Annotated in this window: 17 protein-coding genes, 1 tRNA gene and 10 pseudogenes; 17 read left to right on the forward strand and 11 right to left on the reverse strand. The window is 64.2% G+C overall.

Annotation, left to right across the window (positions count from 1 at the left end):
• Positions 1–64 precede the first annotated feature (64 nt).
• The gene (locus ACFQH2_RS07790) at positions 65–319 is read left to right on the forward strand and encodes a DUF5822 domain-containing protein (RefSeq protein WP_377051077.1); all 255 of its coding nucleotides are present in this window, start codon (positions 65–67) and stop codon (positions 317–319) included.
• Here ACFQH2_RS07790 and ACFQH2_RS07795 read toward each other — a convergent pair.
• Positions 308–547, reverse strand: a complete 240-nt coding sequence (locus tag ACFQH2_RS07795) for a hypothetical protein (RefSeq protein WP_377057145.1) — start codon at positions 545–547, stop codon at positions 308–310. The two genes, ACFQH2_RS07790 and ACFQH2_RS07795, sit on opposite strands and share 12 nt — an antisense overlap.
• Before the next feature lie 235 nt (positions 548–782).
• Between ACFQH2_RS07795 and ACFQH2_RS07800 the strand changes: the two genes are divergently transcribed.
• Complete coding sequence (locus ACFQH2_RS07800) at positions 783–1,556, forward strand: hypothetical protein (RefSeq protein ID WP_377077021.1); 774 nt, start codon at positions 783–785, stop codon at positions 1,554–1,556.
• 77 nt (positions 1,557–1,633) lie between these two features.
• Here ACFQH2_RS07800 and ACFQH2_RS07805 read toward each other — a convergent pair.
• Both ACFQH2_RS07805 and ACFQH2_RS07810 read right to left on the reverse strand, forming a co-directional pair.
• Positions 1,634–1,768, reverse strand: a pseudogene (locus tag ACFQH2_RS07805) (DnaJ domain-containing protein); the annotation flags it as partial.
• 166 nt (positions 1,769–1,934) lie between these two features.
• Positions 1,935–3,204, reverse strand: a pseudogene (locus ACFQH2_RS07810) (DNA polymerase Y family protein).
• Between the two features lie 74 nt (positions 3,205–3,278).
• Between ACFQH2_RS07810 and ACFQH2_RS07815 the strand changes: the two are divergent.
• The 4 genes from ACFQH2_RS07815 (at position 3,279) to pyrI (ending at position 6,823) form a co-directional block, all read left to right on the forward strand.
• The gene (locus tag ACFQH2_RS07815) at positions 3,279–3,512 is read left to right on the forward strand and encodes a hypothetical protein (RefSeq protein WP_377077022.1); all 234 of its coding nucleotides are present in this window, start codon (positions 3,279–3,281) and stop codon (positions 3,510–3,512) included.
• 157 nt (positions 3,513–3,669) lie between these two features.
• Positions 3,670–5,292, forward strand: a complete 1,623-nt coding sequence (locus ACFQH2_RS07820; RefSeq protein ID WP_377076613.1) for a gamma-glutamyltransferase family protein — start codon at positions 3,670–3,672, stop codon at positions 5,290–5,292.
• A 149-nt stretch (positions 5,293–5,441) separates the two neighbouring features.
• Positions 5,442–6,368 (forward strand): aspartate carbamoyltransferase, encoded by a 927-nt coding sequence (gene pyrB / locus ACFQH2_RS07825; protein ID WP_377052454.1) that lies wholly within the window; start codon positions 5,442–5,444, stop codon positions 6,366–6,368.
• A complete protein-coding gene (pyrI, locus tag ACFQH2_RS07830; RefSeq protein ID WP_377052456.1) occupies positions 6,365–6,823 on the forward strand; it encodes an aspartate carbamoyltransferase regulatory subunit in 459 nt (152 codons plus the stop codon). The genes pyrB and pyrI overlap by 4 nt, the downstream gene beginning before the upstream one ends.
• A 128-nt stretch (positions 6,824–6,951) precedes the next feature.
• On the opposite strand, the pseudogene ACFQH2_RS07835 reads toward pyrI, so the two are convergent.
• Positions 6,952–7,157, reverse strand: a pseudogene (locus tag ACFQH2_RS07835) (cold-shock protein).
• 145 nt (positions 7,158–7,302) lie between these two features.
• Here ACFQH2_RS07835 and ACFQH2_RS07840 point away from each other — a divergent pair.
• Positions 7,303–7,572, forward strand: a complete 270-nt coding sequence (locus ACFQH2_RS07840; protein WP_377052460.1) for a DUF7571 family protein — start codon at positions 7,303–7,305, stop codon at positions 7,570–7,572.
• Between the two features lie 97 nt (positions 7,573–7,669).
• Here ACFQH2_RS07840 and ndk read toward each other — a convergent pair whose 3' ends face one another.
• From ndk to rpl7ae, 4 genes are read right to left on the reverse strand one after another with little or no spacing between them, the layout of a single operon-like run.
• Complete coding sequence (gene ndk, locus ACFQH2_RS07845) at positions 7,670–8,137, reverse strand: nucleoside-diphosphate kinase (protein WP_377052462.1); 468 nt, start codon at positions 8,135–8,137, stop codon at positions 7,670–7,672.
• On the reverse strand, positions 8,134–8,457 hold the full coding sequence (locus ACFQH2_RS07850; protein ID WP_377052464.1) for a 50S ribosomal protein L24e: 324 nt from the start codon (positions 8,455–8,457) through the stop codon (positions 8,134–8,136). Before ACFQH2_RS07850 ends, ndk begins: the two co-directional genes overlap by 4 nt.
• 2 nt (positions 8,458–8,459) lie before the next feature.
• The gene (locus tag ACFQH2_RS07855; RefSeq protein ID WP_377052466.1) at positions 8,460–8,684 is read right to left on the reverse strand and encodes a 30S ribosomal protein S28e; all 225 of its coding nucleotides are present in this window, start codon (positions 8,682–8,684) and stop codon (positions 8,460–8,462) included.
• A gap of 9 nt (positions 8,685–8,693) precedes the next feature.
• The gene (rpl7ae, locus tag ACFQH2_RS07860; RefSeq protein WP_377052468.1) at positions 8,694–9,056 is read right to left on the reverse strand and encodes a 50S ribosomal protein L7Ae; all 363 of its coding nucleotides are present in this window, start codon (positions 9,054–9,056) and stop codon (positions 8,694–8,696) included.
• Between the two features lie 272 nt (positions 9,057–9,328).
• On the opposite strand from rpl7ae, the pseudogene tmcA reads away from it, so the two are divergent.
• A pseudogene (gene tmcA / locus ACFQH2_RS07865) lies at positions 9,329–11,589 on the forward strand (tRNA(Met) cytidine acetyltransferase TmcA).
• Here the strand turns inward: tmcA and ACFQH2_RS07870 are convergent.
• Positions 11,590–12,315: pseudogene (locus tag ACFQH2_RS07870) on the reverse strand (SDR family NAD(P)-dependent oxidoreductase).
• A gap of 81 nt (positions 12,316–12,396) precedes the next feature.
• Between ACFQH2_RS07870 and ACFQH2_RS07875 the strand changes: the two are divergent.
• Both ACFQH2_RS07875 and rtcA read left to right on the forward strand, forming a co-directional pair.
• The gene (locus ACFQH2_RS07875; protein WP_377052472.1) at positions 12,397–12,876 is read left to right on the forward strand and encodes a DUF456 domain-containing protein; all 480 of its coding nucleotides are present in this window, start codon (positions 12,397–12,399) and stop codon (positions 12,874–12,876) included.
• A gap of 39 nt (positions 12,877–12,915) precedes the next feature.
• On the forward strand, positions 12,916–13,953 hold the full coding sequence (gene rtcA / locus ACFQH2_RS07880) for an RNA 3'-terminal phosphate cyclase (protein WP_377052474.1): 1,038 nt from the start codon (positions 12,916–12,918) through the stop codon (positions 13,951–13,953).
• A 36-nt stretch (positions 13,954–13,989) separates the two neighbouring features.
• On the opposite strand, the pseudogene nasA reads toward rtcA, so the two are convergent.
• A pseudogene (nasA, locus tag ACFQH2_RS07885) lies at positions 13,990–16,042 on the reverse strand (assimilatory nitrate reductase NasA).
• A gap of 367 nt (positions 16,043–16,409) precedes the next feature.
• Here nasA and ACFQH2_RS07890 point away from each other — a divergent pair.
• The 3 genes and pseudogenes from ACFQH2_RS07890 to ACFQH2_RS07900 all read left to right on the forward strand — a co-directional run bounded on the left by ACFQH2_RS07890 (position 16,410) and on the right by ACFQH2_RS07900 (position 19,119).
• Positions 16,410–17,389: pseudogene (locus ACFQH2_RS07890) on the forward strand (acetamidase/formamidase family protein).
• A 212-nt stretch (positions 17,390–17,601) separates the two neighbouring features.
• Positions 17,602–18,746: pseudogene (locus ACFQH2_RS07895) on the forward strand (helix-turn-helix domain-containing protein).
• 40 nt (positions 18,747–18,786) lie between these two features.
• A complete protein-coding gene (locus tag ACFQH2_RS07900) occupies positions 18,787–19,119 on the forward strand; it encodes a HalOD1 output domain-containing protein (protein WP_377052482.1) in 333 nt (110 codons plus the stop codon).
• A gap of 206 nt (positions 19,120–19,325) precedes the next feature.
• On the opposite strand, the gene ACFQH2_RS07905 is transcribed toward ACFQH2_RS07900, so the two are convergent.
• Positions 19,326–19,400: transfer RNA gene (locus tag ACFQH2_RS07905), tRNA-Glu, on the reverse strand.
• Between the two features lie 169 nt (positions 19,401–19,569).
• Here ACFQH2_RS07905 and ACFQH2_RS07910 point away from each other — a divergent pair.
• The 4 genes and pseudogenes from ACFQH2_RS07910 to ACFQH2_RS07925 all read left to right on the forward strand — a co-directional run bounded on the left by ACFQH2_RS07910 (position 19,570) and on the right by ACFQH2_RS07925 (position 22,856).
• Positions 19,570–20,067 carry a YeeE/YedE family protein gene (locus tag ACFQH2_RS07910; RefSeq protein WP_377052484.1) on the forward strand — a complete coding sequence of 166 codons (498 nt, stop codon included), beginning with the start codon at positions 19,570–19,572 and terminating at the stop codon, positions 20,065–20,067.
• Positions 20,067–20,531, forward strand: a complete 465-nt coding sequence (locus ACFQH2_RS07915; protein ID WP_377052486.1) for a DUF6691 family protein — start codon at positions 20,067–20,069, stop codon at positions 20,529–20,531. The genes ACFQH2_RS07910 and ACFQH2_RS07915 overlap by 1 nt, the downstream gene beginning before the upstream one ends.
• Positions 20,532–20,581: 50 nt before the next feature.
• Positions 20,582–21,315 (forward strand): annotated as a pseudogene (locus tag ACFQH2_RS07920) (fumarylacetoacetate hydrolase family protein).
• 169 nt (positions 21,316–21,484) lie between these two features.
• Positions 21,485–22,856, forward strand: a pseudogene (locus tag ACFQH2_RS07925) (hemolysin family protein).
• Positions 22,857–22,874: the final 18 nt, after the last annotated feature.

A 22,874-nucleotide genomic window follows, 5' to 3' on the forward strand; every position in this document is an offset into this window, starting at 1 on the left:
GAGAAACCGCTCGTCACCGGTCAAATCCGGATACTACTTTATGTTTGGGTCGTAACCGGGAGGCGTGCCAGAGCCAGTCGAGACCAGCGATCCCGAGGGCGTCGACTACGGATGGGTGATGCAGACCACCTTCGTGCTCACTATCGTCGTCGGCGCGCCGGTCGTCGCCCTCCTCTCGGTCCCGTACACCCTGCCGACGTGGGGTGTCCGAGTGGAGTTTGCGATCCGGGTCGGTGCTGTCGTCTGGATTCTGATCGCTCTCCCGGTGTTTGTTTACGCAAAGCGAAACGTCGACGCGGGGAACGACTCAGGCGAGTAACCGACGGAACGGCGTCCAGACGAACCGTCTCCCGATGAGGAACACCCCGGCCAGCACCGGCACCAGCAGATAGCCGAGTAGATCGACGTAAAGCGGTAGCGTGCCGAGTGCGGCGTTCCCGACGAGTGCGGCCAGCGGTGCGAACACCGCGAGCGCGAACACGTACGAGAGATTACGGCCGCGATGTTGGCGCGTTCTCCGGATCGCGAGGAAGAACACCAGCGGCATGACCACGACGCCGAGCGCAAGGACGGCGCTTGGCCCTATCTCCGCGACTTCGGTCGCGTAGACGTACTCCCACGCCGAGGTGATGCCGTAGGCAGTCGTGTACTCGGTGAGCAGTGCCTGTAAGGCGGCCGTATCGGTGCCTGCCGCTCTGAGTTCGATTGCGAGTTCCTCGATACTGACCGCGTTCTGGTAGCCGTAGTGTGCAAGCCCGGCTAGATACAGACCGAACGCGGCGATGATCGCCCGCCAGCCGAGGCGTTTCGCCCCGATCCATCGGGCGATCGGGTTGCCGAACAGGAGGCCCGAGGCCGATCCGGACGTGTCGCTTTCTGCCGCGCCGTCGGTTGCCGTCGCCCCGCCGGTGTTCGTACTCGCCGACGCGCCGGCCCCTCCTGCTGTAGAGGCGGTTTCGCCACCTGTCGCGGAGCCAGTGCCGCCCGTCGCTCCTGCAGTGGTTCGGTTCCGGGACGTCGATCCGCCTGTGTTCGTACTCGACGAGGCCGACGACCCGGCCGAGCGGTTCGACGGTCCCGACCCGCTACTGGACGCCCCCGAACTGCTCGTTCGCGACGAGGTGCGATTGGACGTTCGGGAACTGCTCGAGGAGGGACTGGACGACCCGGAACTCCCGGATGAACGGCTGGACGATCCGGAACTCCCGGACGAACGGCTTGAACCGCTGGACGATCCACTGCTATTGGATGCCGAACTACTCGTCCGGGTCGAGGACGAAGTGGTCCGGCTACTCGACGTGCTGGTAGAACTGCCTGCTGATCTGCGGGTCGAACTGTTCGACGCACTGCTACCGGTCGTCGACCCGGCAGTCGATGTCCCCGAGCGCGTCGAACCGGTGCTCGAACTGGTACTCGTTTGCGAACTGCTTCCGGTCGTCGCTCCGGAGTCAGAAGCCCCGCTCGAACTACCTGCCGACCCCGACGACTCCGCTTCGTCGTCGTTGGAGGGCCAACTACTCGGCTCGGGAATCCCGTCGAGCCGTTTGGCGACGTAATCCGTATGGCCCAGTCGGTCGTACGACTGACGCTCGGAGGGATCCTTGAGCGTGTCGTAAGCCTTCCGCAGAGCCGTAAACTGGGCGGTCGCGCGCGGGTCGTCGTTGCGGTCCGGATGGTACTCCTGGACCATCTCCCGGAACGCGTCCCGGATCTCGTCTTTCGAGGCGTCCTCGTCGACGCCGAGCAGTTCGTAAAAATCTCTCGTCATATAACGGCGGTCACTTGCGGCAAATGAGGCGCAAGTTTATACTATTTTCGAGGCAAATACCCGGAGCAACGGTGGGCATTATATCACTTTGCCGTCTGATCGACCCTGTGCACCCGCCTGCATCCGGGAAAATATACTCTCACTGAAACCTCACCGGGGATGCTGATTACGAGAGATCGGAGAAATCAGCCAGCGACGACTGTCCCGACTCCTCTCCCGGTGATGGCTCCTCGGTCCGTCCCCCGTCATCCGTCGGTTCCGCGTCGGTGCCGCCGTCGCTGTCGGCGTCCCAGCCACTTAGTCGCGCCTGCTCGCCGCTCGGGAACTCCAGGTTCGAGACGCGCACGCCGACTTTTCGGACTGCGGCGTCGTCGAACTCGGTGATCTGTTCCAGTGCGATCCGTTCGACGAGGTCCGGATCGTCGATGGGCCCCGGCAGGAGCGCTCGCGCGTATTGACATCGTACGGCGGCGTGACGGCTTTGACGCCGATAGTTCGGTAGAGCGCGCCCCTGCTTCGAGCGCGGTCAGCGACCGCGCCGGCGAGGGCGCGCACCTGCTCGCGCTTTCGCTCCGGGTCCTCGACGGCGTCGGCGAACGCCGATTCGCGCGAGAGGCTCTTGGGATCGCCGGTCGGGGTTACCGGGCGAGTATCTGCGCCCCGTGCGCGGTCGTACAGCTCTCGCCCGCGATCACCGAAGGCATCGGTTAGCGCGTGTGGATCCGCGGTCGTCAGATCGCCAGCGGTCTCGATCCCCATTCCGCGGAGCGATCGGGCGGTAACGGGACCGACGCCGTGGACCTCCTCGACCGACAGCGGGGCGAAAAAGTCCGCCACTTCGCCCGGTTCGACGACGACGAGCCCGTCCGGCTTGTCGCGGTCGCTGGCGACTTTCGCGGCGCTTAGCGTGGGCGCAACGCCGACGCTGGCGACTACGCCGACCTCGCGCTCGATCCGGTTTTTGACGTGGCGACCGAAGCCTTCGGCGACCTCCCAGGCGGTGCGATCTGTGACGTCCAGATACGCCTCGTCGATGCTCACCTCGCGGACCACGTCGGCGCAGTCGTGGAGTATCTCCTTGACGTCTGCCGCGATGGACTGATAGAACTCCAGATCGACGGTGCGGTAGTAGCCTGCGGGCCCCTCCGCAGGTTCGTCGCTCCCCTCGTCGAGGCGGGGGAGCCGATCGAGCGCGGTCGATATCGCCTGTGCGCTCTCGATGCCGTGCTCGCGGGCCTCGTAACTCGCCGTCGCGACGGCCCCGATGTCGTCGCCAGGTTCGTAGCCCATCCCGACGACGAGCGGTTCGCCCTCTGCTCCGGTTCGCGCAGGCGCTCGCAGGCGGCATAGAAACAGTCCATGTCGACGTGGAGAACGATCTGATCCGGCGGCTCGTCGTCGACGCCGGGCAGCGTAGCGTCCCCCGCACTCGGCATACCCGTCGGTTGGGACGGCTCCGTCCTAAACGTCCCGCTCCGGGCGCACTACCTACAGGGTACAGAACGCTTTTTTGCTCGCGTTCGAAGCCTACGTATGGTCATCTCGCCAGACCCCCTTCGATCTCGAAGAGATAACTGGAGCGTCCCGAACGTTCGAAGAGGCCATCGTTTACGCCGACATGGAGGGTAAAACCGTGCTACACGAGGGAGTTGTCCGACTGCTCGGAAACGGCTGGGTGGAGCTACCCACCGGCTGCCTGCTATCACCGGACGCCGTCCACCACATCGACCGGCAGATGGACTGAGACGGCGTGAATGGCTTGGTCGCGATGCTCCGGCCAGCGCAGTTCGGCTGCCTTCCGAATCGACTCGTCGAGTCGTATCCGGGCGAGCCTGACTCTCGCACCGAACAGCATCTTCCGGGTTCCGGTGTTTTTCCTACCGGCCACCCAATAGGTCGGTATGGACGCCCCCGACCTCGATCGGTTCGAATCCCGGCGCTCGACCGTGCATGCACCGGAGGGTATCGTCGCGACCAGTCAACCGCTCGCCGCCGAAGCGGGCGTCTCGATCCTCCGTGACGGGGGTAACGCCTTCGACGCCGCCGTCGCGACCGCGGCCGCGCTGAACGTCGTCGAGCCAACGAGCACCGGACTCGGCGGCGACGTCTTCGCGCTATACCGCACAGCAGAGGGCGAGGTCGGAGCGATGCGTAGCTGTGGCGGCGCACCCGCCGACGCCACGCTCGACCGGGTTCGGGACGCGGTGGCCGAGGAGCAAGACGTCGCACCGAGTGATGCTACAATGCCCCAGCACGGTGCACATCCCGTGACTGTTCCCGGCACAGCGCGTGGCTGGGAGGCCACCGTCGACCGGCTCGGAACGCGCTCGCTTGGCGACGTGCTCGCACCGGCGATCCGGTACGCGACCGAGGGCTACCCCGTCAGCGAAGTGATCGCCAGCGCATGGGAGCACGGGGAGGACCTCTTCGACGACCCGCATGCCCGGAACGCCTATCTCGTCGACGGCGAGCGCGCGCCACGGGTCGGCGAGCACGTCACCCTGCCCGAACTCGGGGGAGTCTCCAGCAGATCGCCGAAGAGGGCTGACGCCGTCTACGAGGGCGAGATCGCCGATGCCATCGTGGACGAAGTGCAGTCGAACGGCGGCTTTCTGCGCCACGACGATCTCGCCACTTTCGAACCGGAGTTCGTCGACCCGGTGAGCGCCAGCTATCGGGGCGCGGAGATCTACGAACTGCCCCCAAACAATCAGGGGCTAATCGCCCTCGAAGCGCTCGGCATTGCCGAGGAGATCGGTGCGGGCGACGAGCCGTACGACTCGCCCGAGCGCGTCCACAAGTTCGCCGAGGCGACGAAGATCGCCTTCCACGATGGCCACCAGTATATCACCGATCCGGAGTACGAAGCGGTTCCCCCACTCGCCGACCCGGAGTACACTGCCAGTCGAGCCGAAGAGATCGGGTCGGAGCCGATCCAGGACGTCGACGTCGGGTTCGGTGACGGCGCGGGCGAGAACGCGGATACCGTCCTGCTGACGGTCGCCGACGGCGAGGGCAATCTCGTCTCCTACATCAACTCGCGGTTTGCCGGGTTCGGGAGCGGGCTTGTCGCCGGCGATACCGGCATCGCCCTGCAGAACCGCGGCTGGTCGTTCTCGCTGGATTCCGACCATCCGAATCGGATCGAACCGGGCAAACGCCCGTTTCACACGCTGATCCCCGCGCTCGCCCGCTTCGGCGAGGACGACTGGGCGGCCTTCGGCGTTATGGGCGGATACATGCAGCCGCAGGGCCACGTCCAGGTCGTCTCGAACATCGTCGACTACGACATGCCGCTCCAGCGGGCACTGGACGAACCGCGGTGGCGCTACCAGGCTGATGGGCGACTCGCCGTCGAGGGACAGTTCGACGGGGCGCTCGCCTCGAAACTCGCTCGGCGGGGGCACGGGGTCTCCGTCCTCCCGCCGATCCGCTTCGGCGGCGCACAGATCGTCCGCAACCGGGAGGGGACGTTATCGGGAGCGACGGAACCGCGAAAGGACGGCGAAGTCGTGGGCTACTGACGCAGGGGCTGGTCCGCGGTCCGGTTACTTTCGGTGAAAAATGGTGGCATCTCGTACTGCAGAGATGACTCCTTCTAACGACCCTGTTTTCTGTTCCCGGTTGGGACAGATGGGGAGATTCAATAGGGACCGGCTACCGTTGATACACAATGCGGGACGAGCACCTCATAACGGCAAAACAGCTAACGCGAGAGGAGATCGAGAGCGTCCTCGACCGGGCTGCCGAGATCGCGGCGAACCCCTCGGCGGTCCGCGAACGGCACGCCGACACGCTGCTCGGGTTGCTCTTTTTCGAGCCGAGCACCCGAACCAAGATGAGTTTCGAGGCCGCGATCAAACGCATGGGCGGGGATATCGTCGATATGGGCTCGGTCGAGTCCTCCAGCGTGTCGAAAGGCGAGAGCCTCGCGGATACCGTCCGCGTCATCCAGGGCTACGCCGACGCGCTCGTGTTGCGCCATCCGCGCCAGGGATCGGCCAAGATGGCCAGCGAGTTCGTTGACGTCCCGCTGGTCAACGCCGGCGACGGTGCGGGTCATCACCCCACCCAGACGCTTCTCGATCTGTACACGATGCGCGAACAGAACGGCCTCGACGATCTCACGATCGGCATCATGGGCGACCTGAAGTACGGCCGAACCGTCCACTCGCTGGCGAACGCGCTGACGAACTTCGACGTCCGCCAGCACTTCATCAGCCCCGACAGCCTCCAGATCCCCCGGAGCGTCCGGTACGACCTCCATCAGGAAGGCGCGTCGGTCCGAGAGCACACCGATCTCGACGAGATCCTACCGGAACTAGACGTCCTCTATGTTACGCGCATCCAGCGCGAGCGGTTCCCCGACGAGAACGAGTATCACGCCATCGCGGGCGAGTATCAGATCGACGAAGAAACCCTCGACGCCGCGAGCGACGATCTCACTATCATGCATCCGCTCCCGCGCGTCAACGAGATCGCACCGGCAATCGACGACACCGAGCACGCGAACTACTTCTCGCAAGCGCACAACGGCGTCCCGGTCCGGATGGCGCTCCTCGACATTCTGCTGTCGAACCAGCGAGGTGAGTCCCAATGAGCGAACACGAACTCCGCGTCAGCAAGATCCGCAACGGTACCGTCATCGACCACGTCCCCGGCGGCCAGGCGCTGAACGTCCTCGCCATCCTCGGCATCGACGGCTCAGGCGGCGAGGAAGTCAGTGTCGGAATGAACGTCCCGAGTGACAGACTTCCACGAAAGGACATCGTCAAAGTCGAGGGGCGCGAACTCAGCCAGAACGAGGTAGACGTCCTCTCGCTGATCGCCCCCGACGCGACGATCAACATCGTCAACGAGTACGACGTCGTCGACAAGCGCCGACTGGACCGCCCGGATACCGTCGAGGGCGTGCTGGAGTGTCCTAACCGCAACTGCATCACGACCGACGACGAGCCAGTCGACTCGAAGTTCGAGGTGCTCGACGACGAAGTTCGCTGTGTCTACTGCGATACGATCCTCCGCAATAACCTCGCGGACCACATCAGTAACTGACGCGTCTCCCGCTTTCGGCGTTTTTTCTCGGCACTGCTGGTGCTACGTATCGATAACTGCTCAGAGCGCATCAGCCGTGGCTCGTGGGCTATAAAAAAACTGAAAAGTATCCGTTGCGGAGAACTCGTTTACTGTCGGACGAGGTTCGTCGCGCGGGGTCCCTTGGGGGATGATTCGATGTCGAACTCGACTTCCTGACCCTCTTCTGGTCGGGACCGCCGACGTCTTCCATGTGGAAGAACACGTCCTCGTCGTCGTCTACATCGTCGCTGTCAGTGGAAATGAAACCGTAGCCGCCTGTGTCGTTGAAGAAATCAACCTTACCTTCTGCCATTACATACTATTCGAGGGGCGTGGGATGTATAACACTTGCGAGAGTCGAGGTACCATGACCCGCCGTCGATCCGTGGACGATGCCAGTCAGCTGGTTCGGGGGACAGATACTTGTGATGTGATCTCATACCAATAGTTGAATCGCTATGAAACCATGCCACAGCTGTCAGGCGGTCATCGACGAGTACCTTCTTGATAAACAACTCGAACCCCTGCGTGAACTCACAGTTGACGACTTCAACCTCTGTGCGGACTGTGTAACGGTCGTCGACGACGAGTGTGTAGAATGTGGCGGCGCGGTGTACGTCCCCGACGGAACATCTGCGACTCCCGACTACTGCCCGGCGTGCCGGGCCGACCTGATCGACCAGACAGGCCAGGATCCCGGCTGGCAGGCGAACACGGTGTCGAACTGAGCGATTCCGTTTCTGAGCAGTCTTTTTGATCGGAACCGTTCGACAGAGGTGTCGCTCCGGAGTCGTGAAAGAGAAAACCCGAACTGCCGGGCCTACGCTACTCGTAGAGCCAGGTCGCTTCGTGGTTGTCGTACTCGACGAGTTCGTCCTCGTCGAAGAAGAGGTCGATCTCGCGTTCGTTCGCGCCCTCGTCCTCGTGGTCGGCCGCGTGGACGACGTTGCGGCCGAGGTCGACGGCGTAGTCGCCGCGGATCGTCCCCGGCGCGGCCTCTGCGGGGTCGGTCGCGCCGATCATCTGTCGGACCTGTCGCGTCGCGTCCTCGCCTTCCCAGACCATCGGGAGGACGGGGCCGGACGTTATGAACTCCACGAGGTCGTCGAAGAACGGCTTGTCCTCGTGCTCGCCGTAATGATCTTCGGCGAGGTCACGATCCAGTCGCGTGAGCTTCATGCCGACGAGCTTCAGCCCGCGCTCCTCGAACCGACCGACGATTTCGCCGACCAGCCTGCGCTGGAACGCGTCCGGCTTGATCATCACAAACGTCCGCTCGCGGCTCTCGCTCATTGGTCGTCCTCTTCGTCGGCGGCCTCGTCGGCGTCAGCCGCTTCGTCCGCTTCGACGTCTTCCTCGTCTGCCGATTCTTCGACGTCCGGCTCTGCTTCTTCCTCTGGTTCGGGTTCCGGCTCCGGCGCATCGCCTTCGTCGGACCAGTTGCCGCCTTCCTCGGTCCATTCGAGGTCGCGCGGTTCGCGGCCGAGGAAGTAGTTCTTCTCGCACTTCGAGTCGGCGAAGTGGAGCACTGTACCGTCGGTACGGACGTACATGATGCCCGTACCCGGCTCGATCTCTTCTCCGCTGTAATCGCACGTTCGGTGCTGAACCATTGTTACTGACCTCCGATCGAATCGGCTTCGCGGGCAGTTTCACGGAGTTGGAGGATGTCGCCCTCCCGGACGGGACCAAGGACGTTTCGGGTGATGATCCGTCCCTGATTCTCGCCCTCCCGGATGCGGCACTTGACCTGCATGGCCTCGCCGTGCATCCCGGTCTTTCCCACGATCTCGATGACTTCTGCGGGCGTGGATCCGCTTTCAGACTCTTCTGCGCTCATGAGAGATCTCTACTGAAGGTCCTCGACCTTGGTTGCGATCTCGTCGACGTCGTCGGACGCCTCGCCGGCGTCGACGATCGCCGCGGCGGCGCTCCCGACTTCGAGACCGGCCGCGTGGCCGACGTCGTCCTGCGTCTCGATGAAGATGACCGGGATGCCTTTCTCCTCTGAGAGTTCGGGGAGATGCATCACGATCTCTTCGGGCTGGACGTCCTCGGCGACGAAGACGAGGTCGGCGTTGCCACGCTCGATCGCTTTGGTGGTTTCGTTGGTTCCTTTCTTCACTGTTCCCGTGTCTCGTGCGACTTCCAGGGCGTCGACGGCGTCGTCCTGAAGGTCGGCTGGTACGTCGAAATCTACGTATACTGGCATGGTTGTTCACCTCCCGCGCGTGGGCTCGCGCTCCCCTGCCGTCCGGATCCCCTGTTCGGAGAGCCTGTCCGACCGCCCGAAGGCGGTCAGCGAAAGTCCTGTGTGGCAGGAGCATCATCAACCCCGCGCAGGCTGTACACTTGCGTTGCACACCACTCCATAAAAGCGCTTTCAAACGTCCCAGGCCATGAGCCACGGTCACAGGGAGATCAAGGGGGTGTCTGGCGTCGGCGAACCGTCCCCTTTGTATTCGCCCGGGAACAGCACCACGTATGGACGTGCAGACGGTCGCCGAGGCGCTCCGTCGCGAAGCGACTGCGACGAACGAGCGGCGCGTACTGGTGCTGTCGGGCAAGCAGTCGGCCTGCCAGGACGCCGCAGCGACTGCGCTCGACGTGGCCGGAATCGCCCGAAGCGAGACGACCATTGTCGGGTCAACCGACGCGCTCGGCTGTGAGCGAATCGCCCACCGCAACGCCAACGAGTTGCTCGGAACCACTCGTGACGCTGTCGTCTTCGATGCCCACGACGGCTTGCGCCCGAACGCGCTCGGCCGGGTGGTCGGCGCAGTCGACGGCGGGGGCCTCCTGATCCTGTGTAGCCCGCCGCTCGACGACTGGCCGGACCGTAGCGATCCGTTCGACTCTGCGCTTGCGGTACCGCCCTTCGGCGTCGAGGACGTTACTGGCAACTTCCGCCAACGGTTTGTCGAACGGCTTCGCGCCCATCGCGGCGTCGCCATCGTCGACGTCGATACCGAGCGCATCGAGGCCGACGGCCTGACCGATCCGGCGCCTGTGCTCGGGGACGTGTCAGAACCCGTCACCACCCCCGAGGACGCGGTGTTTCCTGACGCGGCCTACGAGGCCTGTCTGACCGCCGACCAGGCCGACGCCGTTCGCGGACTCGAAGCGCTCGCCGACGGGGGGCAGGCGGTCGTCGTCGAATCGGACCGCGGCCGGGGAAGTCGAGCGCGGCCGGACTCGCGGCCGGTAGTCTCGTACGCGCGGGCGAGAACGTGCTTGTGACCGCGCCGGAGTTCCGGAGCGCCCGGGAGTTGTTCGCGCGGGCCGACGAACTGCTCGACGCGGTCGGCACTGATCGGGCTACAGAGGCCGACGGCACCGCTGTCCCAACGCGGATCGACCTCGCAGACGGTGGCTCGCTTCGGTTCGCGGAGCCAACGGCGGCCGCCGAGTGTGCGGGCGATGCGGACGTCGTCTTCGTCGACGAGGCCGCCGCGTTCCCGGTCGGACTGCTCGAACGGTTCCTCGCGGCGGACCGCGTCGCCTTCGCGACCACCGTACATGGCTACGAAGGGGCTGGCCGCGGGTTCTCGGTGCGGTTCCGGAGCCGACTCGACGAGAGCAACCACGAGGTCACGGATCTCTCGCTGGCCGAACCGATCCGGTACGCGCCCGGCGATCCGGTGGAAGTCTGGGCGTTCGACGCGCTCTTGCTCGACGCGCGCCCGGCGGTCGACCAGTTGGTCGCGGACGCCACACCCGAACGCGTCGAGCATCGGCGGTTCTCCGCGGAGGAACTGCTCGACGACGAGGTGCGCTTTCGTGAGGTGTTCGGCCTGCTGGTGCTGGCGCACTACCGGACCGAGCCGAACGACCTGGCCCGACTACTCGACGCGCCGAACCTCACGGTCCACGCCCTGCTGTACGACGGTCACGTCGTCTCGGTCGCCATGCTGGCCCGGGAAGGCGGGCTCTCGGCCGACCTGCGGGCGAAGATGTACGACGGCGAGCGCGTTCGCGGCAACATGTTTCCGGACGTGCTGACGACACAGTTACGGGACGAGCGCGCCGCCGTGCCGGTTGGCTGGCGCGTCCTCCGGATCGCTACCCACCACGCCGCCCGCTCCTGTGGACTCGGCTCGGCGCTCCTGGACGCCGCTCGGGAGCACGCAGTAGAGATCGACCTCGACTGGATCGGCGTCGGCTACGGTGCAACGCCGGAGCTACTCCGGTTCTGGCACAGGAACGGCTTCTCGACGCTGCATCTCTCTACGACCCGGAACGACACCAGCGGCGAGTACTCCGCGATCATGATCGATCCGCTCTCCGGGGCGGGTCAGGACCTCCGCGACCGGACCACCGAGCGGTTCGTCCGCCGGATCGGCGGCGTGCTCTCGGACGCGCTGTCCGATGCCGATCCGAATATCCTTCGGGCGACGCTTCGTACGGTCGCCGGATCGGTCCCGCTCGATCTGACCGCGTGGGAGTGGCGCGTCGTCGTCGGCGCGGCATACGGCCCCGGACTCTTCGACGTCTCGCCGCGACCGTTCCGCCGACTGGTGCTGGCGTACTTTCTCGACGGGGAACAGCCACGCCTCGACGATCAGGACGAACGCCTGCTCGTTCTGCGTGTCCTGCAGGCCCACGACTGGGAGACCGTCACCGACCGACTCGGCTATCACTCGACGGGCCAGTGCAAACGCGCACTCGGCACGGCGTTCCAGCCCCTCGTCGACGACTACGGCACCGAGACGGCGCTCGACGAGCGAGCGCGATATTCCGAGTAACTACGCGAACAGCCGTTTTAATACGGATTCCGGAAGCGCCCGCAGGAGCCACGCGACCGCCCGCCAGCGTCGGGTAACGTAGGCGTGCGTTCGTTTGCGGTCGATCGCTTGCCGGATCTGCCGGGCCGCCGTCTCCGGGCTTGCCATCCAGAACTGGTCCTCTCCCAGCGCCAGATCCGTGTCGACGAAGCCGGGTTCGATAGTCGTCACGGTCACGTCGGCCTCACTGTTGGCGGCCCGGTATCTGAGTCCCTCCAGATATCGCGAGACGAACGCTTTCGAGGCGTTGTAGGCGGGCGCGCCTGCGTTGCCGAAGTTCCCCGCGACGGAGGAGATGCCGACGAGGTGGCCGGCACCCCGTTGCTCGAAGTGGGCCATCGCCGCGACCGCGAGTCCGGCGAAGCCCCGGACGTTGACGTCGACGGTCTCCCGTTCCGGCGGCCAGTCGAGGTCGTCGTTCAGTTCGCCGACGGCCGCACTCAACACGACGAGGTCGACGCCGCCCATCGCTTCGACGAGGCGCTCGAACCGGTCGATAGCCTCGTCCGTTTCGGCGACGTCCATCGTCGCAACGTATGCTTTGGTCGGGAGCTCCTCGCCCAGTTATTTCAGTAGTTCGGTCCGCCGTGCCGTCAGTCCTACCTCGTACCCCTCTCCTGCGAGTTCGTGTGCGAGCGCCCGGCCGATTCCGGAGGACGCGCCGACGACCACCGCGCGTTCTGTCATACCGGTCCCTGCGAACGCGTCCGGTGTAACGGTTCGGGTCAGCCGAAACCCCCATTTACCGATCCTCCCGAAAATATGCACATGGTAGAGGTCGCTTTCGCCGTCGCCGTCGTGCTGTTGATCGCCGGCATCATCGGGAGCATTGTCCCGATGGTTCCCGGCCCCCTCCTGTCGGTAGTCGCTGTCGTCGGCTACTGGTGGTCGACCGGCTACACGGACCCGGGAGTCGTCGTGCTCGGCGGACTCGTCCTCGTGGCCGTGCTGGCTTTCGGCGTCGAACTCCTCGCCAGCGCGATCTCCGCGAGGGCAGGTGGTGCATCCTGGCGAGTTACCGGGGTTGCGGGCGTTGCCGGCGTCGTACTGCTCTTTCTCACGGGTCCCCTGTTGATGATCCTCGGCGTCGGCCTGCTCGTCTTCCTGCTGGAAGTCCGCCGGCACGACGACGTCTCTCGCGGAGTCACGTCGGCGGTGTACACCACGATCGGCATTTTAGGGTCGACGGTCGCGCAGGCGCTACTGACGTTTCTCGTGCTCGTCGGATTCCTCCTCGCGGTCGCGTGAAGGCCTATCACTTTACTCGTTGCCGAGGGTAGTCTGCGTATGCTCGACATCGACGGGACTGCCGGGGGCGGTCAGATCGTTCGGTCGGCACTTTCGCTCTCGATACTGACTGACACGCCGATCCGTATCGAAGATGTCCGAGGGAATCGACCGAATCCAGGGCTAAAACACCAGCACTGTAGCGCGGTCGAACTCGTCGCCGATATCTGCGATGCCGACGTGACTGGCGCGGATCTCGGCTCGACGACGCTGACCGTCGATCCGGGCACAGTCTCTGGCGGACGCTACGAAGCGTCCATCGGGACCGCCGGCAGCATCACGCTCGTGTTCGACACGCTCCTCCCGCTTGCGCCATTACTCGACGAACCGCTATCGGTGACCGTGGACGGCGGCACCGACGTGAAGTGGTCGCCCCCGCTCGACTACTACCGGCGAGTGAAATTCCCCTTCCTCCGCCAGCACGGCTTGCAGGCCGCCGTCGAACCGGGACCCCGCGGCTTCTACCCCGCCGGCGGTGGCGAGGCAACGCTCCGACTCGGTCCCTGCACACTGGGACCGATTCGGTCGACCGAACGCGGCGAGCGCCGGGATGTCCGCATCTACTCGGTGGCGTCCGAGCATCTCGACGAGTCAAACGTCGCCCCGCGACAGGCAACCGCCGCCATGGACGAACTCCCGGAACACGCCTCTGTCGTCGAGCGTGTCTCGACGGTCGCCACCGCCCAGTCCCCTGGCTCCGTGGTCGTCGTCGTTGGCTCGTACGAGGACGGTCGAGCGGGGGTCTCGGCGCTCGGGGAGCGCGGGACACCCGCAGAAGAAGTCGGCACCGCCGCCGCCGCCAAACTCCGCGAGTTCGAGCGCAGCGGCGGCGTCGTCGACGAGCATCTGGCCGATCAGGTACTGCTCCCGCTCGCCGTCGCCGGGGGCGAACTCGCCATCCCGGCAGTGACAGATCACGTCGAATCGAGCATCGAACTGCTGGAGACGTTCGGCGTCGACGTCCTGCTGGAGCAAGAAGACGAGGCACCGGGGGTGACGGTGCCCGATCCGATCACGAACCGAGACTCAGGAAAATAAGCTCCGAGTATCGGCTCTCCACTCCTGCGAACTGCATCAGACACTATCCGGCGCACGGACGTCGACGGCACACTGTTTGAAGTTCGGCTCGTCGGAGTCCGGATCGACTGTCGGGAGCGTGAGTGCGTTGACTGCCGGATGGTGGATCGGGAGCCAGATCAGCCCCTCGGGCACGCCCTCGTCGGACTGGACCGACACCGTCACCGACGCCCGCCGAGAGACTACCACGGTCTTCCCGCGCTCGAACGCCTCGCCATAGGTCAGCATCGTCTCGGGATGGATCCGTGCGACCGGCGGAACGTCCGTCCTGTCGCCGCGAGTCCGGACCCCGGTGTTGTACGCGTCGGGCTGTCGCCCGGTTGTCAGCGTCAGCGGATACGTCTCGTCGCTTGGTTCGGCGAGTCCGGCGTGTGTCCCCGTCGAGAACCGTGCCCGGCCGGATGACGTCGGGAAGGTCCACCCGTCCTCGGAGTAGTAGCGGTAGCCGCCCTGCGTATCGGAGTCAGGTGCCGGCCAGCGAACCGCCATCTCCGACTCCAAGCGGTCGTAGGAAATTCCGGAGAGATCCGCCGGCGTCCCGGCCGTCAGGTCGCGGAACTCCTCGAACGCCGATTCCGGGTCGAGGACCGACTGCTCGAACAGTTCGCTGTCGAGTCGATGGCCGATTGCGGCGATGATGTCGATATCCTGTCTGACCTTCGGGGGCGTCTCGGTTGCGGCCCTGACCTGTGAAACGGTCCGCTCCATGTTGGTCACGGTCCCCGCTGACTCGCCCCACGTCGCGGCTGGGAGGACCACGTCTGCCACCTCGGCCGTCTCGGTCATGAAGGCGTCCTGGACGACGAGGAACGTCTCGGAGAGGGTCTCCCTGACACGGTCGGCGTCGGGCATCCCCGCAACCGGGTTCGTCGCGACTGTCCAGCACGCCTCGGGGTCGCCGTCGGCGAGCGCGTCGACGATGCCCACCGGTCCGGGGCCCGGATCCTCGGGCAGGCGACCCTCAGGGACCCCCAGGCGTCGGCCACCGCTTCTCGGTCCTCGGGCGTACCGAACGGACGGTGACCCGGCCAGGTTCCCTTCGAGGAGCAGAGTCGCGTTCCCATGGAGTTGGCCTGTCCGGTCAGCGAGAAGGGGCCACTCCCCGGTCGAAGGTTATCGGTCGCCAGACAGAGGTCGATGAGGGCCCGCGCAGTTGCGGTTCCCTGAACGCTCTGGTTCACGCCCATGCCCCAGTAGACCAGCGTCTGATCCCCGAAGGCGTCCGCGATGCGCTCGACCGTCTCGACGGACACGCCCGCCGTTTCTGCAGCAGCCTCCACGCTCGGCAACTCCCCGAGCAGGGCGTCGAAGCCGACGGTTGCCTCCTCGACGAACTCCTCGCAAACCCCGCCGTCGGCGACGACCTGGGCCAGCACGGCGCGGGCGAAGGCGAGGTCGGTCCCCGGTTCTGCTGGACGTGCTCGTCTGCGTCCTCCACAGTCTCGCTCTCGACGGGGTCGACGACGATCATCTGGCTGTCGTCGTCGCCGGCGCTGTCGGCGATCCACCGGTACATCACCGGGTGGGCCGCCGCAGGATTCGCACCCCAGATCAGGTGAGTTTCGGCCTCCGGTACGTCGTCGTAGGTCGGCGGCGGTGCGTCGCTACCGAACGCCTGATAGTAGGCCGTGACGGCCGACGCCATACACAGCGTGGTGTTGGCGTCGTAGTACCGTGTACCGAAGCCGCCCCGGGCGAGTTTCCCCAGCGCGTAAGCCGCCTCGTTCGTCTGCTGGCCGCTCCCCAGTACGGCGACGCCATCATGGGTCGCTTCGAGGGCCGACCGGAACTCGTCGCCGACGATTGCGAGTGCAGTGTCCCAGCTAGTCGGAACGAGCGTGCCGTCTCTACGAACGAGCGGACGCGTCAGCCACTCGCCGTCGGGATCTGCGGTCTCGTCGATCCCTCGCTGACACGCCATCCCCTGGGTCACTGGATGATTTGTATCCCCGCGGACCGTGTCGAGTCCGTACCCGGCGTCGACGCCTTTCTGTAGGTGGCCACAGCCGACGGCACAGCGCATACAGGTCGTCGGCGTCCAGCCGTTCATTGTACGCTCCGTCCGCCGAGACGCTCGCAGTCATCGGGAGCGATGAGCGCATCGGGACCGCGGCGTGTAGTATCCCTCATTACTGTGCTGATCTTGCCCGAATATCTGGAGGTTAGCGGTAAAACTGTTCTGATAGGTATGTTATTTAAGAAATTATTAGATTTTACAAACATTCGTGTGTGCATACTCTTACGCGTAGGCCAGCCTGTCCGACCGGGGGCGAGTGTACATGACCGACGGGCGGACGAGAACACCTGGCAGTCCCAGCCCACTGAACACGTCTCCGCCGATGTCGCACCCGAACGCTTCGTCTGACGTTCGACACAGCAAGTGGTCTATTTACCCCTGAGCGCTGTAGTGCGGTCACATGGCGAAGGACCTCCCGGCTGTCGATCATCGAGTGAGCACCGACGAAGAGGGTGTGCACACTGCGTGGGACAACGGGATCGATCCGGTACAACGGATCGAACCGGGTGACGTCGTCGAATTCACATGTCGTGACGCAACGAACGGACAGATCGGACCGGATTCGACCGTAGAGGACCTCGCAGAGCTAGATCTCGAAGAGATCCACCCGTTGACCGGCCCTCTCGCGGTAGAGGGTGCTCGTCCGGGCGACGTGCTACAGATAGAACTGTTAGATGTCGAGCATCGAGGCTGGGGCTACACACTGGTTCTGCCGGGAGAGGCTGAACTCGGCTTGCTGGCCGACGAGTTCCCGGAGCCAGCACTCCACGTCTGGGATCTAGATGGGGACGTTGCCCGGTTCGTAAACGACATCGAGGTACCGGTGGCTTCCTTTCCCGGTATCGTCGGCGTTGCACCTGCTGAGGAAGGCGAGCACGGTACGTTTCCGCCGCGCCCCCGGGCGGCAATCTCGACATCAAGCATCTAACAGCGGACTCGACGGTGTATCTCCCTATCGCGGTCAAGGATGCTCTGTTCAGCATCGGCGACTGTCACGCCGCACAGGGGGACGGCGAAGTCTGTGGGACGGGAATCGAGGCACCGATGTCGGTCACGTGCCGGTTCGACCTACGTTCGGATCTGACGATCGATCGGCCACAGTTCGAGACTGACAGGCCGTTTACCCCCACCGGCCGTGACCAGCGCATGTTCGGCACATCGGGCATCGACGAGGATCTGTACACCGCGAGCGAGAAAGCGGTCCGGTCGATGGTCAGCCATCTTCACGACGAGCGGGATCTGACCCGCGAGGAGGCCTACATCCTCTGTTCGGCGGCTGTCGATCTGAAGCTCAATCAGGTCGTCAACGCGCCGCACTGGACGGTCTCCGCGTATCTCCCGGAGAGCATCTTTCCGGAGGCACTCCAGCGGCAACCATGATTCCAAGACGGAGGTGTCCGACACGACCCCCTGAAACACACTTGTTCACTGAGGCCATACCGTTGCTGTGGCCAGAAATCGACCCGTCGGTCCGCCGTTCCGTCGGCGAACCGTTTACACACCAGTCAGGGGGTGGCAATCGACCGGGAGTGGAACCGTCGACGGCCTGCTCTCCCCGTGAGTAACAGGGTCAACGACGAGCATGTGAGAGCATGACGAACAGCTCGGACGACGGCTCGCGGAGCGGCGACTTGGCCCCAGATGGCCAGTCAGACGGCGATGGGGGCACCCCCTCCCAGAGCCTCGCATACCGCATGTTCGAGGCAAGTCCCATCGCGCTGGTCGTGATCGATGCGGGCGGTGAGGTCGCGTATGCCAACGAGCGCGCGACGGAGACGCTCGACTGTCCGCGCGCGCGACTTCTCGGTCGGACATATCACGCGTCAGACTGGGAGATCTATCACGAGGGAGGAACGGTCACGGTCGACGATCATCCGGTCACGCACGTCTTCGAGTCGGGGAGGCCCGAGTTCGGCTACGAACAGCGGCTCGAACTGCCGGATGGCTCCGAACGATGGCTAACGAACAACGCCGCCCCGATACTGAACGACCACGGCGAGGTCGAGTTCGTCGTCGTCGCGTTTCAGGACGTGACAGCACTGAAACGCCGGGAGGAACGGCTGAGTAGCGATCACATGCAGCGGGTCGAATTTCGAGCGAGCCAGTCGGCGGTCCCCCGTCTCTTCGTATCGAAGCAGGTGAACACCGGCTCGAAGTCGAATCCGTCGTCTCTTTACCGGATGGAGCGACCATTCAGTACATGGGGACGCGGGACCTCTCCGCGGGTGATTTCGTCACCGCCGTCGAAGAGGTGCCACATTACGTCAACGTCCGCTTGCTCAGTACTATCGATGGTTATAGCCGTATTGAAGCCCGCGCCGAGTCGGCGACAGTGGCCGAAGTATTCCAGTCTCTCGGCGGCCAGCCACGGGCTATCGTCATCGCGCACGATCAGGTTCGGTTTTTGGGCGAACTCCCGGGCGACGTGGATCCTCGCCTCGCGGCCGAGGGTATCGCCAGGTTCCATTCCGAAGTCGAACTGGTATCGGAAGAACTGGTCTACTCGCCGCACCTGCTGTACGACATCGTCGAAGACGCGCTGACCGACCGACAGCTTGCCACGCTCAACGCCGCGTACTTCAGCGGCTACTTCGACTCGCCACGCACGAGCAGCGGCGACGAACTGGCCGAGCGGTTTGGCGTGACCAGACAGACGTTCAACCAACACCTCCGTATAGCCCAGCAGACCGTCTTTCAGCATCTTTTCGAGAAGTCGGCAACAGACGAGGCTGACTAGTCAGTCTATGTCCTTATTCCGATCCGCCGTGTATCCGCCCATGGACAACGAAATGGTCGACTCAAGTAACAATTCATCACGGTTTTTAAGCCAAGACACATCCAGCGACCCTGACGCCGAAGTTATTGATCTATCAAATAATTCAGAGGGCGAACTCGTCGTCACCATCGTCGAGCGTGTCGCCGACATCACCGATCAGGACGTAACGGCAATGCCGCCACTGTACGACAGCGTCAACCCCGGTGCACTGGCTGACCTGATGTCGTCTTCGGTCTCTACGGACCTCCCAATCGAAGTCTCGTTCTGGTACCAGGATTGCCAGATCACTGTCTCGAACTCCGGGACGTTCACAGTCGAGACGTCGTCGCAGTAAACGTCGATTCTAACGGACCTAGCACGTCGCTGTTACTCAGTCTCGATTCCCCGCTCGTGTGACCAGTGGTTTAGAGGCGGCTACGACGAACCCAGCCGGACGCGTCGACGTATTTTCGTCATGAGTAATAACTGCGGAGAATGGAACCGTTCTCTGCGAGAATCAAATCCCACAGCGTGCGCTTTTCCTCACGAAGTTCGGAAAAATGCTCCGTCTGGGATTTGAACCCAGGTCATCGGCTCGAAAGGCCGAAATGATTGGCCGGACTACACCAACGGAGCGCACTTCGCCCATGCGAAGCGTATCTTCGAGTTGCTGGCTATTTTGCTTAAACCTGTCGTTACGACGTCGCCGTGTGAACGTGTTCCGCGGGACTGTCAGCCGTTCTCGTACCCAACGATCGGAACCGACATACAGAACGGCCACGTTATCCGGGCAACGAGAGATTCCATGATCGATCCCGTTCTCCTCACGCTCACGTTCGAGGCACTGTTTCCGAATCACGTCTGGCAGTACCTGATCGGCGGCGTCTTCATCGGACTCGGCGCCTCGGCTATCTATCTGGGCACGGGGATCACCGCGGGCGCGAGCACGTTTCTGGAGTCGACGCTCTCGTACGGCTCGAAGCTCCCGCGACTCCAGCAACGACGGTTCGTCACCTCCCGTGACTGGCGCGTCGTGTTCACCGTCGGCATCGTCCTGGGTGCGGGCCTCTACGCGCTCGCCTTTCAGGACGGTATCTGGACGACCGACGTCCAGTGGTGGCGGTTGCTCGTCGGCGGCGTTCTCATCGGTATCGGGACCCGACTCGGGAAAGGCTGTACGTCAGGCCACGGCGTCTGTGGCGTCGGCTCCCTCTCCCGGACGTCCGTCGCGAACGTCGCGGTGTTCATGGCTGTCGCAATCGGAACTGCGATGCTCGTTGGTGTTGCCGGGGTGAGCCCGTAATGTCCGAGCAAGAAGGCGGGACGGCCTTTCTCGCACTCGTCCTGTTCGGCGGGATCCTCTTTGGCTTCGGACTCGGCTTCAGTGAGATGGCCCGGCCCGAAGTCGTGCTCTCGTTCCTCCAGCTAGTCGACCTCGGTCTGGTGTTCGTGATGGGCGGGGCCGCGACGGTCACGGCGCTGACAATCTTCCTCGCGATGCGCCTTCGGGAGGACGCCCCGCTGACGGGTCGCCCCTACGAGCGTCGCCTCAAGTCGATGGACAGGAACGTCCTCTCGGGCGGTTCGATCTTCGGCATCGGCTGGGGGCTCTCGGGGATCTGTCCCGGTGCAGCCTACGCGAGCCTCGGGATCGGCAACTATCCGATCCTGATCGGCATCGCGGGGATGTTCGTCGGCGCGTATCTGCAGGCGTACTGGCGGTCCCCGCGCACCGAGTCCGGGACGGCCGCGGTCGGCGCGGACTGAGCGTTCGCCGTTTTCTGAACTTTTAACGCGCCGGACGACGAGTGGTCGGTATGAGATCCGTTCGCTTCCGAGATCCTGCCGGTTCGACTCGACGCGGTGAGCTGACGAAGACGGCGTCGTCCGGTTCGGCGACAGTCGCTACGACCTGTCGAGCGTTGACGTCCTGCCGCCGGCGACGCCGGACAAACTCGTCTGTATCGGTCGCAACTACGCCGACCACGCCGCCGAACGTGGCGAAGACGTCCCGGACCGGCCCTTGCTCTTCCTGAAGCCGCCGAACACGCTGGCTGGCCACGGCGATACGGTGACCCTTCCTGCCGGGAAAGAAACGATCGAACACGAGGCCGAACTCGGGGTCGTCATCGGCGAGCAGTGTCGCAACGTCGACGCCGCCGAGGCGATGAACGTCGTCGAGGGCTTTACTTGTGTCAACGACATCTCGAACCGGGACGACCAGCGTCGGGAGACCAACTGGGTTCGCGGGAAGGCGTTCGACGGCGCGGCACCCATCGGCCCAGTCGTCGCGTCGCCCGAGCACGTCCCCGAGGATGCCGCGATCCGGCTTCGGGTAAACGGTGAGGTTCGGCAGGATTCGACGCGAGACCACCTCATCTTCTCGGTCCCCCAGCTAATCGAAGAGATTACCGCGTACATGACCCTCGAACCCGGCGACGTGATTTCGACCGGAACGCCGGAAGGCGTCGGCCCACTGGAAGATGGGGATCTCGTCGAAATCGAGATCGAGGGGATAGGAACGCTCGAACACGGCGTTAGACAGCCCTAACCGTGCTGAGAGGCTCTCGACACTCTCTTGTGGGAGGGCTTTCATCTGAAAGTATGCACCCCTCTATCATGGATGGGCAGATCCAGTTCCACAGCGAGTGGTTATCCGCATTGACAGAACTCGATCCTTCTTGCACCCGCGCGCAGCCCACCAATACGGGGTGGGCGGCGTGGTAGACCTACTGGTCTCGGGCGGACGGCTCCTCGCGGCGCTGTTTTTGGTCGTACTGAACGGGTTTTTCGTGGCCGCAGAGTTCGCCTACGTCCGGATCCGATCGGAAGCGGTCGACACGCTCGTCGAGGAAGGGAAAGCGGGCGCAGGACAGCTAGAAGCGGCGATGGACAACCTCGACGACTATCTCGCCGTCACGCAACTGGGCATCACCATCGCATCGCTCGGCCTGGGATGGATCGGTGAACCTGCGGTCGCGGCGCTCCTCGACCCCGTGCTGGCACCGCTACTCCCCGAGAGCATCGTCCACTTCGTGGCGTTCGGGTTAGGGTTCGGTTTCATCACGTTCCTCCACGTTGTCTTCGGCGAACTCGCGCCGAAAACGATCGCTATCGCACAGGCAGAGCGCGTCGCGCTGTTCGTCGCGGCACCGATGCGAGCGTTCTACATCGTGTTCGTGCCGGGGATCATCGTCTTCAACGGTACGGCCAACTACTTCACGCGGCTTATCGGGATCCCCCGGCCTCCGAGAGCGAAGAGACCTTCACCGAGAGCGAACTCCGCACCGTCCTCGCCCGCGCGGGCAGGGAGGGTAACATCGACATGGAGGAAGTCGAGATGATCGAGCGCGTCTTCGAGTTCGACGACGTCAGCGTGCGCGAGGCGATGGTCCCGCGTCCGGACGTGGTCTCCGTGCCCGCCGATATGTTAGCGTCAGACCTCCGCACGCTGATCATCGAGCAGGGCCACACCCGCTATCCGGTCGTTGACGGCTCCGACACCGATCAGGTGGTCGGCTTCGTCGACGTGAAAGACGTGATGCGCGTGAGCGAATCCAGCGATGCAGACCCTGTAGATCCGACAGCAGGCGAAATCGCACGCGAGATGCCAGTCGTCCCCGAGACGACCCGTGCGAGCGAACTCCTGACTCAGATGCAGTCCGAGAGCCGACAGATGGCCGCCATTATCGACGAATGGGGCGCGTTCGAGGGGATCGTGACGATCGAGGACCTCGTCGAGCGGGTCGTGGGCGATATCCGTGACGAGTTCGACGAGGAGGCACGCGAACCGACGATCGACCGTCGAGACGACCGGACGGCACTCGCCGACGGGGGTGTCACGCTCACGGACGTCAACGACGCGCTCGATGCCGACTTCGAGAGCGACGAGTTCGAGACCATCGGCGGGCAGTGCTTGCGGAACTCGGACGGGCCCCAGAGGTCGGCGATGAGGTGATGGTCAGGGACTGGCGGCTTACCGTCGAGGACGTCACTGGGACGCGGATCGCCGCCGTGCTCGTGCAGGACGAGCGGCCCGACGAGGAATCCGAGGACGGATCCGACGGTGAGGAATCGGACGACGAAAACTGATCGCCGGGTCGCGGCCGG

It is taken from the genome of Natronoarchaeum sp. GCM10025703, from assembly GCF_042661985.1.
GTDB lineage: Archaea > Halobacteriota > Halobacteria > Halobacteriales > Natronoarchaeaceae > Natranaeroarchaeum.

Coding starts and splice junctions, on each gene's coding strand:
- ACFQH2_RS07795 (WP_377057145.1), bottom strand. CDS start 547: ATGCCGCTGGTGTTCTTCCTCGCGATCCGGAGAACGCGCCAACATCGC.
- ACFQH2_RS07800 (WP_377077021.1), top strand. CDS start 783: ATGATCGCCCGCCAGCCGAGGCGTTTCGCCCCGATCCATCGGGCGATC.
- ACFQH2_RS07820 (WP_377076613.1), top strand. CDS start 3,670: ATGGACGCCCCCGACCTCGATCGGTTCGAATCCCGGCGCTCGACCGTG.
- pyrB (WP_377052454.1), top strand. CDS start 5,442: ATGCGGGACGAGCACCTCATAACGGCAAAACAGCTAACGCGAGAGGAG.
- pyrI (WP_377052456.1), top strand. CDS start 6,365: ATGAGCGAACACGAACTCCGCGTCAGCAAGATCCGCAACGGTACCGTC.
- ACFQH2_RS07840 (WP_377052460.1), top strand. CDS start 7,303: ATGAAACCATGCCACAGCTGTCAGGCGGTCATCGACGAGTACCTTCTT.
- ndk (WP_377052462.1), bottom strand. CDS start 8,137: ATGAGCGAGAGCCGCGAGCGGACGTTTGTGATGATCAAGCCGGACGCG.
- ACFQH2_RS07850 (WP_377052464.1), bottom strand. CDS start 8,457: ATGGTTCAGCACCGAACGTGCGATTACAGCGGAGAAGAGATCGAGCCG.
- ACFQH2_RS07855 (WP_377052466.1), bottom strand. CDS start 8,684: ATGAGCGCAGAAGAGTCTGAAAGCGGATCCACGCCCGCAGAAGTCATC.
- rpl7ae (WP_377052468.1), bottom strand. CDS start 9,056: ATGCCAGTATACGTAGATTTCGACGTACCAGCCGACCTTCAGGACGAC.
- ACFQH2_RS07875 (WP_377052472.1), top strand. CDS start 12,397: ATGGTAGAGGTCGCTTTCGCCGTCGCCGTCGTGCTGTTGATCGCCGGC.
- rtcA (WP_377052474.1), top strand. CDS start 12,916: ATGCTCGACATCGACGGGACTGCCGGGGGCGGTCAGATCGTTCGGTCG.
- ACFQH2_RS07900 (WP_377052482.1), top strand. CDS start 18,787: ATGGACAACGAAATGGTCGACTCAAGTAACAATTCATCACGGTTTTTA.
- ACFQH2_RS07910 (WP_377052484.1), top strand. CDS start 19,570: ATGATCGATCCCGTTCTCCTCACGCTCACGTTCGAGGCACTGTTTCCG.
- ACFQH2_RS07915 (WP_377052486.1), top strand. CDS start 20,067: ATGTCCGAGCAAGAAGGCGGGACGGCCTTTCTCGCACTCGTCCTGTTC.